This is a genomic window from Enterobacter sp. SLBN-59, assembly GCF_024807915.1.
In the GTDB taxonomy this organism is placed as follows: Bacteria; Pseudomonadota; Gammaproteobacteria; order Enterobacterales; family Enterobacteriaceae; genus Enterobacter; species Enterobacter asburiae_B.
In genome coordinates this window covers 2932704-2947525 of sequence record NZ_JANUFI010000001.1, presented here as the reverse complement: position 1 = coordinate 2947525, position 14822 = coordinate 2932704, and the positions used below count along the sequence as shown (strand labels likewise).

Sequence of the window (14822 nt, the reverse complement as noted above, 5' to 3'; positions counted from 1 at the left end):
GACGAAAGCATGAAAATCAGTGATGGAAACTGGCTTATTCAACCGGGCCTGAACGTGACGTATCCGGTTCAGGTGTTCGACGTGGAGCAGCAGGGCAACGACCTTGTGGTGTATGTGGCGCCGCGCGACGTGCGCGAACGCACCTGGCAGCTCGACACGTTGATGTTCACGGTGCGCCTGTTTTCCCCGCAGGAAGGGATTGTCGGGGTGCGCATTGAGCACTTCCAGGGCGCGCTGAATAACGGCCCGCACTATCCGCTGAACGTTCTGAAAGACGTGAAGGTAGAGATTGAAAACAACGCCGGGTTTGCCGAGCTGAAAAGCGGAAGCGTCAGCGTGCGCGTCACCAAAGGCGAGTTCTGGGCGCTGGATTTCCTGCGCAACGGCCAGCGCATTACCGGCAGCCAGCTGAAAAATAACGGCTACGTGCAGGACAGCAATACCGACCGCAATTACGTGTTTGAACGTCTGGACCTGGGCGTGGGCGAAACGGTCTACGGTCTGGGCGAGCGCTTTACCGCCCTGGTGCGCAACGGCCAGACGGTCGAAACCTGGAACCGCGACGGCGGCACCAGCACCGAGCAGTCCTACAAAAACATCCCGTTCTACCTGACCAACCGCGGCTACGGCGTGCTGGTGAATCATCCGGAAAACGTCTCGTTTGAAGTCGGCTCCGAGAAGGTCTCCAAAGTGCAGTTCAGCGTGGAAGGAGAATACCTCGAGTACTTCGTGATCGACGGCCCGACGCCGAAAGAGGTGCTGAACCGCTATACGCGGTTCACCGGGCGTCCGGCGCTGCCGCCTGCCTGGTCGTTCGGCCTGTGGCTCACCACCTCGTTCACCACCAACTACGACGAAGCCACGGTAAACAGCTTTATTGACGGCATGGCCGAGCGCGACCTGCCGCTGCACGTGTTCCACTTCGACTGCTTCTGGATGAAGGCCTTCCAGTGGTGCGACTTCGAGTGGGACCCGGTGACCTTCCCGGATCCGGAAGGGATGATCCGCCGCCTGAAAGAGAAAGGCCTGAAGGTCTGCGTGTGGATTAACCCGTACATCGGCCAGAAATCCCCGATCTTCCGGGAGCTGAAAGAGAAGGGCTACCTGCTCAGGCGCCCGGACGGCTCCCTGTGGCAGTGGGACAAATGGCAGCCGGGGCTGGCAATCTACGACTTCACCAACCCGGACGCGTGCCGGTGGTATGCCGACAGGCTGAAAGGCCTGGTGGATATCGGCGTCGACTGCTTTAAGACCGACTTCGGCGAGCGTATCCCGACGGATGTGCAGTGGTTCGACGGGTCCGATCCGCAGAAGATGCACAACCACTACGCCTACATCTATAACGAGCTGGTGTGGAACGTGCTGAAGGAGACGGTGGGGGAGGAAGAGGCGGTGCTGTTTGCCCGCTCGGCGTCCGTCGGGGCGCAGCAGTTCCCGGTACACTGGGGCGGTGACTGCTACGCCAACTATGAATCCATGGCCGAAAGCCTGCGCGGCGGGCTGTCGATTGGCCTGTCCGGCTTCGGGTTCTGGAGCCACGATATTGGCGGGTTCGAAAACACCGCTCCGGCGCATGTCTACAAACGCTGGTGCGCGTTCGGGCTGTTCTCCAGCCACAGCCGCCTGCACGGCAGCAAATCCTATCGCGTGCCGTGGGCGTACGATGACGAGTCCTGCGACGTGGTGCGCCACTTCACCCAGCAGAAGTGTCAGCTGATGCCGTACCTGTATCGTCAGGCGGCGCTGGCCCGCGAGTTCGGCACGCCGATGCTGCGGGCGATGATGCTGGAGTTCCCGGACGATCCGGCATGCGATTACCTCGACCGCCAGTACATGCTGGGGGATGCGGTGATGGTCGCGCCGGTGTTCTCCGAGGCGGGCGACGTGCAGTTCTACCTGCCGGAAGGACGCTGGACGCATCTGTGGCATAACGACGAAATTCAGGGCAGCCGCTGGCATAAGCAGCAGCACGATTTCATGAGCCTGCCGGTCTACGTGCGCGACAACACCCTGCTGGCGCTGGGCAACAATAACCAGAAGCCGGACTACGCGTGGAACGCGGGGACGGCCTTCCAGCTGTTTAACCTGGACGATGGCTCAACGGCGGTGAGCGAAGTGCCTGCGGCGGACGGGGCCGTGGCGTTTACGCTGAAGGCGTCACGTCGGGGCGATATCGTGACCTTTACCGGCGCGGGAGACGCGAAAAACTGGTCCGTGTGCTTGCGCAACGTACAGAAGGTGAGCGGCGTGAAGGGGGGTTCACACGCGGGCAGCGAGTGGGGCGTGGTGGTGAAAGCGGAGGGGAATGAGGTGGTGGTTCACCTTTAATTCCCCTCACCCTAACCCTCTCCCCAAAGGGGCGAGGGAAGGGTTTGCTCCCTCTCCCTTTCAGGGAGAGGGCTGGGGTGAGGGTGCGGTCGATACTACACCGCCCGTCATCGTCTGCTGCACCTGCTGTTTATCCATATTTACCGCGTTCAGCTTGCCGTTCACCGTTGGCTTCAACGGTGCGCTGGCCTGCACGCTGCCGCTGGCGGTGAGCTGAATATTGCCGTCGCCCGTAATCGGCAGCGCAGGCCAGCCCCACTGCTGCAGCACGTTGAGCGGCACGCCGCGCCCGTTCAGGCTCACCGTGGTATGTCGCTGCGGCAGCTGAGAAACCGTCGCCGTGGCTTCCAGAATGCCTTTCTCGGTAAAGGCGCTCAGGTCGGTAATGTTCACCGTGGCGGCGTTCGCATTCAGCGCCAGCGACGGACGGCGCACGTCCACGCGGTTAAAGGTCGCCGCCGCGCCGTTCAGGGTTGCGCTACCGCCCCAGATACCCCACTGGCGATCTTTCACCAGCTGCAGGTTTGCGCCGTAGCCGTCCAGAGAGGTGATCTGCCACGGGAAGGCGGGATCGATGTCGATCACCAGGTTGCGGCTCAGGCCGAATTTTTGCAGCGTGACGCTGTTCAGCCATTCCGGCAGAGGCTCCATCCACAGCGTTTTCCAGTTCTGCGGCAGGGTGTACTCCAGCCCGGCGATGGCAACATCGTCCAGCACCAGCGCTTTACCGTCGCGCAGCCAGTTACCGGACGTGCGCACCATGCCGCCTTCCCAGCGGGAGGTGAACTGACGCAGCGCCATGCCCTGCGGGGAAAACTCCGCATTCAGGATCGGGTCAAAAAGATGCAGCGAGCCGTAGATAAACTCGCTGGCGTTCATGGACAGCCGGCCTTCCTGGCTCTGCCAGTCGCCTTTGCTGAGAGTCAGGTTGCGCAGGCTTAAATCGAGATCGGTTACCGCCCAGTCCGGGCCCTGAAGCCGGGCGTCGGTCACGTCCAGACGACCAATCTGCAGAGAGGGGATGGAGGCCAGCGGCGCGAAGAACGCCATCAGCGTTTTATCGCTCTGCAGGCGGATCTCATTCAGGCGCATCGTGTCGATAATCCAGCTCCCGTCGGCGTTGCGCAGGGCGGAGCCGGTAAGTGAGCCACGGGCCATGTCGGCACCAATCGTTTTCAGCACCACCTCCCTGCCGTTAAGCTGCCCCTCGATCAGCACGTTGGTCGCCGGTACGCCGTTCAGGGTCAGCGAGCCCGCGCTCATCTGGATCTGCGCGTTGTTCCCCAGCACGTTGCCCGCTTCCGGCTGCCACGGGCTGACGCCGCCCGTGACCTTCTGCGCGCTGAGATCCCATTCGGTATTCGGGCTGTTAAAGGCCATGTTGTTCAGCTGCAGGCGATCCGCCTGGAAAGGCAGCGGTGCCGTCTGGGGCGAGAGATTCAGCGTGCCGTCGAACAGGGTGATGGTGTCCATATGCAGCGGATCGGTTATCTGGCGGCTGCTCAGGCCGATATCGACTTTTTTGGCTACCAGCGTGGCGGGTTTACCGTCCCGACCGAAGGTGACGTTTTCCAGAATGATGTGGGAAGGCGACGAAAAGCGGTGATTCATCTTGTCGAAACTGAGTTCGTAGTCGGTATTCACCGTCACCCAGCTGCTGACCTGAGACGCGCCCCAGCGGGTCTGGAGCAGAATGTAGAACGCCAGCAGCACAATGAGCAGGGCTACCAGAAGATAGATGAGGAGCTTTCCAATAAATTTCATGGTCTTCCATCCCGCAAAACGCACATAAGGGAGTTATGCACGATTTATGCGCAATCCTCAAGGCGGGAATGGTGTAATTAGATGTCACGGCAGGCATTGGCTGCCTGCCGTGAAGAGGATCAGTTCTTTTCAGGCGGGAAAACGAGGTTCAGAACGATAGCGGTGATACCGCCCGCGGCAATGCCGGAAGAGAGCAGGTTTTTCACCCAGTCAGGCGCAAACTGCAGGATCAGCGGCTGCTGGGAAACACCCAGACCGACGGCCAGCGACAGCGCGATAATCATGATCGCGCGGCGGTTCAGCGGCTCGCGGGAGACGATACGCACGCCGGAGGCCGCGATGGTCCCGAACATTACCAGCGTTGCGCCGCCCAGCACCGGCTCAGGAATGTGCTGCACAAAGCCGCTTACCGCCGGGAACAGGCCGAGGACGATCAGCATCAGCGCCACCACAAAACCGACGTAGCGGCTGGCCACACCGGTCAGCTGGATCACGCCGTTGTTCTGGCCGAAGCAGGAGTTCGGGAAGGTGTTGAATACCGCAGAGACAAACGAGTTCAGGCCGTTCGCCAGCACGCCGCCTTTCAGACGCTTCATATACAGCGGTCCGGACACCGGCTGCTCGGAGACGTCGGAGGTAGCGGTGATATCGCCGATGGTCTCCAGAGAGGTGATCATAAAGACCAGCATCAGCGGCAGGAGCAGGCCCCAGTCAATGCCCAGACCGTAGTACAGCGGCGTGGGGACAGTGATCAGCGCGCTGTTGGTCGGCGCGGTGTTCTCCGGCAGCATGCCCAGCGCCCACGCCAGCAGGTAGCCCGCCGCCATGGCGATCACCAGCGAGGCGACGCGCAGGTAAGGATTTCGCTGGCGGTTAAGCAGAATAATGATCGCCAGCACGACCCCCGCCAGCAGCAGGTTTTTCGGCGCGCCGAAGGTGTGGTCGCTCATTGCGGCATAGCCGCCGCCGATGGAGGTCAGGCCCACCTGAATCAGCGACAGCCCGATAATCATCACCACCACGCCGGAAACCAGCGGGGTGATGACGCGGCGAGCCAGATGCAGAACGCGGGAGATGACCATCTCCGTACAGCTGGCCAGCATCAGGGTGCCGAACAGCGCCGCCATCATGGTTGGGACATCCGCACCGCCGGTTTTTAGCGCCGTACCGCCCATGATAAGCGGTGCCACGAAGTTAAAGCTGGTGCCCTGAATCGACAATAATCCCGACCCCACCGGCCCCCACGCTTTAATTTGAATAATCGAGGCCACGCCGGAGGCGAAGAGAGACATGCTGATAATGTGCTGCGTGTCCTGCGCCGGTAAACCGAGCGCCTGGCAAATCAGCAGCGCCGGGGTGATCACCGCAACAAACATCGCCAGAAGATGCTGGCAGGCGGCGAAAAGCGTTTGCGGCAGCGGCGGGCGATCCTCAAGGCGGTAAATCAGTTCGCTATTTTGCTTCTGCGCAATCGGTTGCGCATCAGGCGACTCTATGGTGTTAACGGACATCGGCGGCAATCCCACGGTGGAAAAGCGGGCATTTTATCTGACCACCTGGTAAAAGCAAACGATTGCCAGCAAAAAAAGGGAAGAAAATCTGCCGCTGTGAGCAGGTTTTCTACAACGCGTGGGGAAAAAAAATTACACTTTTTGCGCCGGGGGCTCATGAAGAGCGCAAACCGGCCCAGGATAACGCCGCGTGTGTATGGAACACGCGCATAACAGGAGCCTTTTATGATTCATCTCGATACGTTGTCGACCCTTGTTGCCGCAACGCTGGTTCTTCTGCTTGGTCGCAAGCTGGTACATAGCGTTTCCCTTCTGAAGAAATACACCATTCCTGAACCTGTCGCCGGTGGCCTGCTGGTGGCGCTGGCCCTGCTGATACTGAAAAAAAGCATGGACTGGGAAATCGATTTTGATATGTCCCTGAAAGACCCGCTGATGCTGGCCTTCTTTGCCACTATCGGCCTGAACGCCAACCTGGCGAGCCTGCGCTCGGGCGGTAAGGTGCTAGGCGTATTCCTGATTGTGGTGGTGGGGCTGCTGCTGATGCAAAACGCCATTGGCATCGGCATGGCAACGCTGCTGGGGCTGGATCCGCTGATGGGTCTGCTGGCGGGGTCGATTACCCTTTCGGGCGGTCACGGAACCGGGGCCGCGTGGAGCAAGCTGTTCATCGAGCGCTACGGGTTTGAAAACGCGACGGAAGTGGCGATGGCCTGTGCGACCTTTGGCCTGGTGCTGGGTGGCCTGATTGGCGGCCCGGTGGCGCGGTATCTGGTTAAGCACTCCACCACGCCGAACGGCAGGCCGGACGATGAGCTGGTGCCGACCGCCTTCGAAAAGCCGGACGTTGGCCGCAGCATCACCTCGCTGGTGCTGATTGAAACTATCGCGACGATCGCCATCTGCCTGACCGTGGGCAAAGTGGTTGCGCAATGGCTTGCGGGTTCCGCGTTTGAACTGCCGACGTTTGTCTGCGTACTGTTTATCGGGGTGATCCTGAGCAACGGTCTGGCGCTGATGGGCTTCTACCGCGTGTTTGAACGGGCGGTATCGGTGCTCGGCAATGTCTGCCTGTCGCTGTTTCTGGCGATGGCGCTGATGAGCCTTAAGCTGTGGGAGCTGGCCTCGCTGGCGCTGCCGATGGTGGCGATTCTGGCGGTACAGGCGCTGTTTATGGCGCTGTACGCCATGTTCGTGACCTGGCGCATGATGGGCAAAAACTACGATGCGGCGGTGCTGGCGGCGGGTCACTGCGGGTTTGGTCTGGGGGCCACTCCAACGGCTATCGCCAATATGCAGGCGATCACAGAACGGTTCGGGCCATCGCACATGGCGTTTCTGGTGGTCCCGATGGTTGGCGCCTTCTTTATTGATATCGTCAACGCGCTGGTGATCAAGCTGTACCTGATGCTGCCGATGTTTGCCTGAAATCAGGCGTTGGAGTAGCGCTCGGTTTCCGGCATCCAGCGCTCAATTAGCGCTGCCGCCTGTTCGGGGTAGCGTTCATGAATATGGCGGGCGAGGCGCTGAACCTCGGGGATCATGGCCTGATCGCGCAGTAAATCGGCTACTTTGAATTCCGCGTTACCCGTCTGACGCGTGCCCAGCAGTTCGCCCGGGCCGCGGATCTCCAGGTCTTTTTGCGCAATCACAAAACCGTCGTTGCTGTCGCGCAGCACCTGCAGACGCATCTGGGCGGTTTTGGAAAGAGGCGCTTTGTAGAGCAGTACGCAGTGGGACGCAACCGCGCCGCGGCCGACGCGCCCGCGCAGCTGGTGGAGCTGGGCAAGGCCGAGACGCTCCGGGTTTTCGATGATCATCAGGCTGGAATTAGGGACGTCCACGCCGACTTCGATCACCGTGGTGGCGATCAGCAAATGCAAATCACCCTGTTTGAACGACTGCATCACCGCCTGTTTTTCGGCGGGCTTCATGCGTCCGTGAACCAGACCCACGTTCAGTTCCGGCAGCGCCAGCTTAAGCTCTTCCCACGTGGCTTCGGCAGCCTGCGCTTCCAGCAGTTCAGACTCTTCAATCAGCGTACAGACCCAGTAGGCCTGACGCCCTTCCTGAGTGCAGGCGTTGCGCACGCGGTCGATGATATCGCTGCGGCGCGTGTCGGGAATGGCGACCGTGGTGACCGGGGTACGGCCCGGCGGCAGTTCGTCGATGGTGGAGGTATCCAGATCGGCGTAGGCGGTCATCGCCAGGGTGCGTGGGATCGGCGTAGCGGTCATGATCAGCTGGTGCGGGTGGAAGCCCTGCTGCAGGCCTTTCTCCCATAATGCCAGACGCTGATGCACGCCGAAGCGGTGCTGCTCGTCGATTATCACCAGCGCAAGACCGTTAAACTGCACCTGCTCCTGGAAGATGGCGTGCGTGCCGACAATCATCTGCACCTGCCCGCTGGCAATAGCCTCCTGTTGCGCAAGGCGAGCTTTGCCTTTTTGCTTCCCGGCAAGCCAGCCCACTTCAATCCCGAGCGGCGCGAACCAGGCGCGGAAATTGTTGGCGTGCTGTTCGGCCAGCAGCTCGGTCGGCGCCATTAGCGCCACCTGTTTACCGTTAGCAATCGCGCGCAGGGCCGCCAGGGCGGCAACCAGCGTTTTACCGGAGCCCACGTCGCCCTGAACCAGGCGCATCATCGGCACGTCGAGCGCCATATCGCGTTCGATTTCGGCGGTGACGCGCGCCTGCGCGCCGGTGGGTTTAAACGGCAGAGAGGCCAGCAGCTTATCTTTGAGTGCATCATTCTTGCTTAACGGCTGAGCGTGGAAACGCTGCGCGCCCGCGCGAAGCGCCAGCATGCTCAGGTTATGTGCCAGTAATTCCTCAAGGATAAGACGCTGTTGTGCGGGGTGTTGGCCGCTTTCTAAATCGCTAAGCTGCAGCGTTGGCGGCGGGCGGTGCAGGGTGCGCAGCGCCTCGGGCAGGCTCATCATGCCCTGCGCCAGTTCGGGCGGCAGCAGCTCGGTAATGGCGCAGGTATCCAGCAGCTCCAGCGCCTGATCGGTGAGCTTGCGCAGCGTCGCCTGCTTGATGCCTTCGGTCGTCGGGTAAACCGGAGTGAGCGTCTCCTGCATTTCCGGCGTGCTGAGATCGCCCTGCACGCGGTACTCCGGGTGGATCATCTCTGCGCCGTATTTCCCGCGTTTGGCTTCGCCATAGGCCAGCACCCTGCGACCCGTCGCCAGGCTGTTTTTCATCGCCGCGCTGAAGTTGAAAAAACGCATGGTGAGAATGCCGGTGCCGTCGCTGATCTGGCAGGTCATCATCCGGCGTCCGCCGAAGGTGATGTTGCAGTTCAGGACTTCGCCTTCAACGGTGGCGTAAATGGCGGGAAGAAGATCGCCAATCTTGTAGAGCTGGGTGCGGTCTTCGTAACGCAGGGGGAGATGAAGCAGGAGATCCTGCACGGTGTGCAGGCCAATTTTTGCCAGCTTATTGCTTTGCGCCGCGCCCACGCCCGTCAGGCTGTTAAGCGGGATGGCATCCAGCAGGCGGCCTTTCATCGCTTACCCGGCGTACTGCATGGTGGCCCACCACTCGGCATCGGCTTCTATTTCGCCCTGCGCGTTGACGTGTGGGTAAGGCAATTTTTTCTGCTTCGCAACGCGAGCCAGCACCGGATAACCACCTTCAAACAGCAGGCGCTGCTGCTCATCTTCCGGCAGCATGCTGTTGCTGCGCTCGTACATCCCGGCGTTCTGACGCTGGCGCTGCGCTTCATACAGAATGAGCGCGGACGCCACGGAGACGTTGAGAGACTGGACCATGCCGATCATCGGAATGATGATGTCACGATCCGCCAGATCCAGCGCTTCCTGGGTGATCCCGGTTTTCTCCTGACCCATCAAAATGCAGGTCGGTCGGGTGTAGTCGATCTCGCGGAAATCTACGGCTTTAGCGGACAGGTTCGTGGCCAGGATCTGCATCCCGCGCCCTTTCAGGTGCGATACGGCTTCGCCAATGGTGTGATGATTTTTGACAGACACCCAGCTGTTGCTGCCTGCCGCCGCCGAGACCGTATTGCGCATACGGCCGTCCGGCCAGACGGCGTGCACTTCATGCACACCGACGGCATCTGCGGTACGGACGATAGCAGAGACGTTATGAGGTTTATGCACCTGCTCCATGCAGACCGTCAGGTCAGGCTGACGCCTGGCGAGCATTTCGCAGATACGTGCATAACGTTGTGAATTCATAAACCTAGTTTCGGTTTCGGGTGACTTTAATCACGTCCGGCATGACGCGGATCTTGCGCATAATATTCGCCAGATGCACGCGGTCGCGGGCGGTCAGACGAATAAAGGCGCTGTACACGCGGCCATCTTTTTCTTCCGTATTCAGGCTCTGAATGTTGGATGAAGCCGTGTTGATCGCTGCCGTCAGGTTCGCCAGGGCACCCTGATGGTTGAACATATCCACCTTAATTTCGGTGATAAATTCCTGCGCGGTCTCTTTATCCCACTCGACCGCCATAAACTTCTCGGCTTCTTTCTGGTAGCCGCGAATGTTACGACAGGACTCGTGGTGGATAACCAGCCCTTTACCCGGGCTGACATGCGCAATAATCGGGTCGCCAGGAATTGGACGACAGCATTTTGCGAAGGTGATCAGCACCCCGTCTGCGCCTTTAATCGGCAGGTGTCCGTGGCTTTGCGTGGTTGCAGGCACCGCTGTCGTGTCGCCTTGCTGCAGATTCTTCGCCACCACCACGCTCATGGCGTTGCCGAGGCCAATCTCTGCCAGCAGGTCGTCAAGCGACGCAAGCTTCATGCGCTCCAGCTCACGCTGGACGTTCTCCTGCGGAATTTCAGCCAGCTTACGGCTACCGCCCAACGCGTGGTTGAGCAGACGACGCCCCAGGCTGACGGAATCATCGCGCTTGAGGTTTTTCAGCAGCTGGCGAATTTTGGCGCGTGCTTTGGAGCTCACGACAAAGTTCAGCCAGGCCGCGTTCGGACGCGCGCCCGGCGCGGTAATAATTTCTACCGTCTGGCCGCTGGAGAGCGGTTGAGACAGCGGATAAGGCTGTCTGTCGACACGCGCGCCGACGCAGGCATGCCCGATATCGGTATGCACGGCGTAAGCGAAGTCGACCGGCGTTGCGCCCGCAGGCAGTTCGACAATGCGACCTTCTGGGGTGAAAACGTAAATCTCATCCGGGAAGAGATCGGATTTAACGCTCTCGATAAATTCAAACGAGCTACCCGCACTCTGCTGAAGCTCCAGCAGGCTTTGCATCCAGCGCTGGGCGCGGATTTGTGCGGTCGTGCTACTTTCGCCACCGTGCTCTTTATACGCCCAGTGTGCGGCAACACCCATCTCTGCCATCTGGTCCATGTCTTCGGTGCGAATTTGCACCTCAACAGGTACGCCATGTGGCCCGATCATCGAGGTGTGCAAAGATTGATAGCCGTTCGCTTTTGGAATGGCGATGTAATCTTTCATGCGGCCCGGACGCGGTTTGTAGAGGCTGTGCATCTGCCCCAGCACGCGATAGCAGGTGTCCGAGTCGTGGACAATTACGCGGAAGGCGTAGATATCCATGATCGAGTGAAAACGCTGCTCTTTGAGCACCATTTTGCAGTAGATGGAGTACAAATGTTTTTCGCGACCGCTGACGCGGCACGGAATTCCCGCTTCCTGTAAGCGCCCTTCAATTTCCGAGAGGATTTTTTGAATCATCTCTTTACGGTTACCGCGTGCGGCTTTCACCACCTCTTTAATCACGCGATAGCGGTTCGGGTACAACGCTTCAAAACCCAACTCTTCCAGCTCGGTTTTAATGTGATGAATACCTAAACGGTGCGCCAGCGGACTGTAGATTTCGAGGGTTTCACGGGCAATGCGGCGACGTTTATCCGGGCGAAGTGAGCCCAGCGTGCGCATGTTGTGGGTACGGTCAGCGAGTTTGATGAGAATGACGCGGATATCCTGCACCATCGCCATAATCATCTTGCGGAAGTTTTCGGCTTGCGCCTCTTTCTTGTCGCGGAAATTCAGCTTATCAAGCTTGGAGACCCCTTCCACCAGTTCGGCAACGCTTTTGCCAAACAGCTGTTCCATGTCCTGATAAGTGGCAGGGGTATCTTCGATCACGTCATGCAGCAGAGCGGCCATCAGCGTTTCGTAGTCGAGTTTCATCTCGGCCAGAATACAGGCCACCGCTACCGGGTGCGTGATATAGGGTTCACCGCTTGAACGTGTCTGGCCCTCGTGAGCGTCACGTGCAACGAGATACGCCTGCTGAAGACGCTTAATCTGGTCTTCAGGCAGGTAGGTTTGAATCAGTTGATTCAGGCTTTCAAACAGATACAAGGGCGACCCGCAGGTTTAATTAACGACGACCTTCAGCAATAGCGGTTACGGCCTGCAGTTCTGCGGCTTCCTGCTCTTGCTGCTCCTGGCGCTCACGCACGTCGAGGATCTGGTTGTTGATCAGACCTTCTTCGATTTCGCGAAGTGCAATAACGGTGGTTTTATCGTTTTCTTCCGGTACCAGCGGATCTTTACCGCCTACCTGCATCTGACGAGCGCGACGCGCGGCGACCAGCACCAGGTCAAAACGGTTACCAATTTTCTCTACAGCGTCCTGAACAGTTACGCGTGCCATACTTAAAATGCTCCACAGGTGAAGAAATGACTGGGCATGATACTGAAAGTGGGTTCAGTCTGCCAACAGTTTGGTGATTAATGCGTCATGTCGCTGCTTCTGGCGGCTCATACGCAGACGTTCTGCACGAAGAATGGTTTTGAGATCGCTCAGTGCGGCATCAAAATCATCATTCACAATAAGGTAATCATATTCCGCGTAATGGCTCATTTCTGCAACAGCCTGTTCCATACGCTTTGCGATCACTTCTTCGCTGTCCTGACCGCGGCCACGCAGGCGGCGATCCAGCTCATCTTTCGATGGCGGTAAAATAAAGATACTGCGCGAATCAGGCATTTTCTTACGAATTTGCTGTGCGCCCTGCCAGTCGATATCCAGGAACACATTCACGCCCGTGGCCAGAACCTGCTCAATGGTTTCACGCGAGGTACCGTAGTAATTACCAAATACTTCAGCGTGTTCAAGAAACGCGTCTCTGCCGATCATCGCTCTGAATTCGTCGTGATCCACAAAGAAATAGTGTTCACCGTGCACTTCACCCGGACGCGGCGCTCGCGTGGTGTGAGAAACAGAAACCTGTGTATCGTACAACGGTTGGGTTTTTAACAGTGCCTGAATAAGGCTGGATTTACCCGCGCCACTAGGGGCAGAAACAATATAAAGCGTGCCTTGAGCCATGAGAGTCTTTTGTATGTGTTAACGAAGAAGTCCTACATACGGGCTTATTATACACGTCACCGCCGTGTGACGTAGCCTTTGTCACACTTTTTCCCCTGGATTATTGAATTTTGCGTGCCGTTTTCAGGTTTTATCTGTGGTTTTCAGCAACCAAAAGAAACACCGGATAGCGTCTCGCATTGTGAAACGTTGTCGTTAGCGTTGTTTCAGGCATCCGGGTATACCTCCTGCAATGCAAAGGAGGGGTAGCGATGTGGCGATGGATAAGCGGGTTAATGCTGTTGTGGTGTGGCTCTGGCGCGGCGGTGTGTCCGGTGTGGTCGCAGGCAAAAGCAGAAAAAGAGATGGCGTCGTTAAGCGCCCAAATCAAAGGCTGGGATGAGGCTTACTGGAAGCAGGGCGTGAGCGAGATCAACGACGAGGTTTACGACCAGCTTCACGGGCGATTAACGCAGTGGCAGCGCTGTTTTGGCGGTGAGCCTTCAGAAGAGAAACTCCCGGCGCTGGCGGGAAGCGTAAAACATCCCGTTGCCCATACGGGCGTACATAAAGTGGCCAGCAAAGAGGAGTTGAGACAGTGGATGCGTACCCGACAACATCTGTGGCTGCAACCAAAAGTTGACGGTGTGGCGGTGACGCTGGTCTATCGCAACGGAAAGTTAACCCAGGCTATCAGTCGCGGTGATGGCCTCAAAGGGGAAGACTGGACCGATAAGGTGCGTTTAATCCCGTCGGTTCCGCAAAAGCTCACCGGCGCGCTGGCGAATAGCGTCTTGCAGGGCGAGCTTTACTGGTTACGCGACAACCACATTCAGAACCAGATGGGCGGAATGAACGCTCGCGCCAAGGTGGCGGGGGCGATGATGCGGCAAAAGGATAACGCGCTATTAAGCAAGATCGGCGTATTCATCTGGGCCTGGCCGGACGGACCGAAAGATATGCGTACCTCTTTAGCTGAACTGTCTCAGGCCGGTTTTACGCTGTCGGCACGGTACACGCTACCCGCCGAATCTGTCGATGCCGTCGAGAAGCAGCGCGCGGTCTGGCACGTGACCGCATTACCCTTTGCCACGGATGGCATTGTGGTGCGTTCGGAGGATGAACCTGCGGGCGAAGAGTGGTTACCGGGAGAAGGCAGCTGGGTTGTCGCGTGGAAATATCCTCCCGCAGCCCAAGTCGCTGAGGTGAGTGATATTCATTTTTCCGTGGGGCGCACGGGCAAAATTTCCGTTGTAGCAGCGCTGGAACCCGTGCAACTGGATGATAAACAGGTGCAGCGGGTGAGTCTGGGCTCGGTTGGGCGCTGGCAGAGTCTGGATATTGCTCCGGGGGATCAGATACAGATCAGCCTGGCCGGGCAGGGTATCCCCCGGTTTGATAAGGTGCTCTGGCGCGGAACGGACAGACATAAACCAGAGCCTCCGGCCTCACGCTATCATGCTCTTAGCTGTTTCTATGCTTCGCCGGAGTGTATGGAGCAGTTCTTTGCCCGGCTAACCTGGCTCAGTTCAAAGCAGGTACTTGATATTGAAGGAGTAGGCGAGTCATCATGGCGGGCCATCTGGCAGGCGCATCATTTTGAACATCTCTTTTCATGGCTGTTATTAACGCAGGCGCAGCTGCAGGCTACACCGGGTTTTTCCTCAGCACGCGGGCTGGCGCTCTGGCACCGATTTAATCTGGTGCGCGAGAAGCCGTTTATCCGCTGGCTCATGGCAATGGGTGTGCCATTGACCCAGGCTTCGCTGAAGGCGATGGGAGACATATCGTGGCAAAAGATGAGCGGGCGCAACGCTAAGGACTGGCAGACCCTGCCGGGAACGGGAGAGGAGAAAGCGCGACAAATCGTTAACTGGATTCACGCGCCTCAGATTGATGTGCTGGCGAAATGGCTCGCTGAACAGCACATCAACGGGTTCTGA

At 58.6% G+C, this 14822-nt stretch carries 10 protein-coding genes; 3 read left to right on the top strand and 7 right to left on the bottom strand.

The features are described from left to right. Positions 1 to 9: 9 nt before the first annotated feature. Positions 10 to 2328: an alpha-xylosidase gene (yicI, locus tag M2422_RS14055; RefSeq protein WP_064673824.1), complete on the top strand. Its 2319-nt coding sequence runs from the start codon at positions 10 to 12 to the stop codon at positions 2326 to 2328. A 60-nt stretch (positions 2329 to 2388) separates the two neighbouring features. On the opposite strand, the gene M2422_RS14050 is transcribed toward yicI, so the two are convergent. Both M2422_RS14050 and xanP read right to left on the bottom strand, forming a co-directional pair. Further along, positions 2389 to 4092, bottom strand: coding sequence for an AsmA family protein (locus tag M2422_RS14050; protein ID WP_064673823.1), 1704 nt, complete (start codon positions 4090 to 4092; stop codon positions 2389 to 2391). Between the two features lie 119 nt (positions 4093 to 4211). After that, the gene (xanP, locus tag M2422_RS14045; protein ID WP_014881972.1) at positions 4212 to 5603 is read right to left on the bottom strand and encodes a xanthine/proton symporter XanP; all 1392 of its coding nucleotides are present in this window, start codon (positions 5601 to 5603) and stop codon (positions 4212 to 4214) included. Between the two features lie 225 nt (positions 5604 to 5828). Between xanP and gltS the strand changes: the two genes are divergently transcribed. Continuing rightward, the gene (gltS, locus tag M2422_RS14040; RefSeq protein ID WP_064673822.1) at positions 5829 to 7031 is read left to right on the top strand and encodes a sodium/glutamate symporter; all 1203 of its coding nucleotides are present in this window, start codon (positions 5829 to 5831) and stop codon (positions 7029 to 7031) included. A 2-nt stretch (positions 7032 to 7033) separates the two neighbouring features. Here the strand turns inward: gltS and recG are convergent, their stop codons facing one another. Genes recG through gmk form a run of 5 tightly spaced genes read right to left on the bottom strand, consistent with a single transcriptional unit; the run spans position 7034 to position 12900 of the window. Then, on the bottom strand, positions 7034 to 9115 hold the full coding sequence (gene recG / locus M2422_RS14035; protein ID WP_064673821.1) for an ATP-dependent DNA helicase RecG: 2082 nt from the start codon (positions 9113 to 9115) through the stop codon (positions 7034 to 7036). Between the two features lie 3 nt (positions 9116 to 9118). After that, positions 9119 to 9808 carry a tRNA (guanosine(18)-2'-O)-methyltransferase TrmH gene (trmH, locus tag M2422_RS14030; protein WP_064673820.1) on the bottom strand — a complete coding sequence of 230 codons (690 nt, stop codon included), beginning with the start codon at positions 9806 to 9808 and terminating at the stop codon, positions 9119 to 9121. 4 nt (positions 9809 to 9812) lie between these two features. After that, a complete protein-coding gene (gene spoT, locus M2422_RS14025) occupies positions 9813 to 11927 on the bottom strand; it encodes a bifunctional GTP diphosphokinase/guanosine-3',5'-bis pyrophosphate 3'-pyrophosphohydrolase (protein WP_023309883.1) in 2115 nt (704 codons plus the stop codon). A gap of 19 nt (positions 11928 to 11946) precedes the next feature. Further along, positions 11947 to 12222, bottom strand: coding sequence for a DNA-directed RNA polymerase subunit omega (gene rpoZ / locus M2422_RS14020; RefSeq protein WP_000135058.1), 276 nt, complete (start codon positions 12220 to 12222; stop codon positions 11947 to 11949). Between the two features lie 54 nt (positions 12223 to 12276). Next, positions 12277 to 12900, bottom strand: a complete 624-nt coding sequence (gene gmk, locus M2422_RS14015) for a guanylate kinase (RefSeq protein WP_010426438.1) — start codon at positions 12898 to 12900, stop codon at positions 12277 to 12279. 251 nt (positions 12901 to 13151) lie between these two features. Between gmk and ligB the strand changes: the two genes are divergently transcribed. Next, positions 13152 to 14822 (top strand): NAD-dependent DNA ligase LigB, encoded by a 1671-nt coding sequence (gene ligB, locus M2422_RS14010; RefSeq protein WP_064673819.1) that lies wholly within the window; start codon positions 13152 to 13154, stop codon positions 14820 to 14822.

Excerpts from the sequence above, each read along its gene's own strand:
- gltS (WP_064673822.1), top strand. The coding sequence starts at position 5,829 with ATGATTCATCTCGATACGTTGTCGACCCTTGTTGCCGCAACGCTGGTT.
- xanP (WP_014881972.1), bottom strand. The coding sequence starts at position 5,603 with ATGTCCGTTAACACCATAGAGTCGCCTGATGCGCAACCGATTGCGCAG.
- gmk (WP_010426438.1), bottom strand. The coding sequence starts at position 12,900 with ATGGCTCAAGGCACGCTTTATATTGTTTCTGCCCCTAGTGGCGCGGGT.
- recG (WP_064673821.1), bottom strand. The coding sequence starts at position 9,115 with ATGAAAGGCCGCCTGCTGGATGCCATCCCGCTTAACAGCCTGACGGGC.
- trmH (WP_064673820.1), bottom strand. The coding sequence starts at position 9,808 with ATGAATTCACAACGTTATGCACGTATCTGCGAAATGCTCGCCAGGCGT.
- ligB (WP_064673819.1), top strand. The coding sequence starts at position 13,152 with ATGTGGCGATGGATAAGCGGGTTAATGCTGTTGTGGTGTGGCTCTGGC.
- yicI (WP_064673824.1), top strand. The coding sequence starts at position 10 with ATGAAAATCAGTGATGGAAACTGGCTTATTCAACCGGGCCTGAACGTG.
- M2422_RS14050 (WP_064673823.1), bottom strand. The coding sequence starts at position 4,092 with ATGAAATTTATTGGAAAGCTCCTCATCTATCTTCTGGTAGCCCTGCTC.
- rpoZ (WP_000135058.1), bottom strand. The coding sequence starts at position 12,222 with ATGGCACGCGTAACTGTTCAGGACGCTGTAGAGAAAATTGGTAACCGT.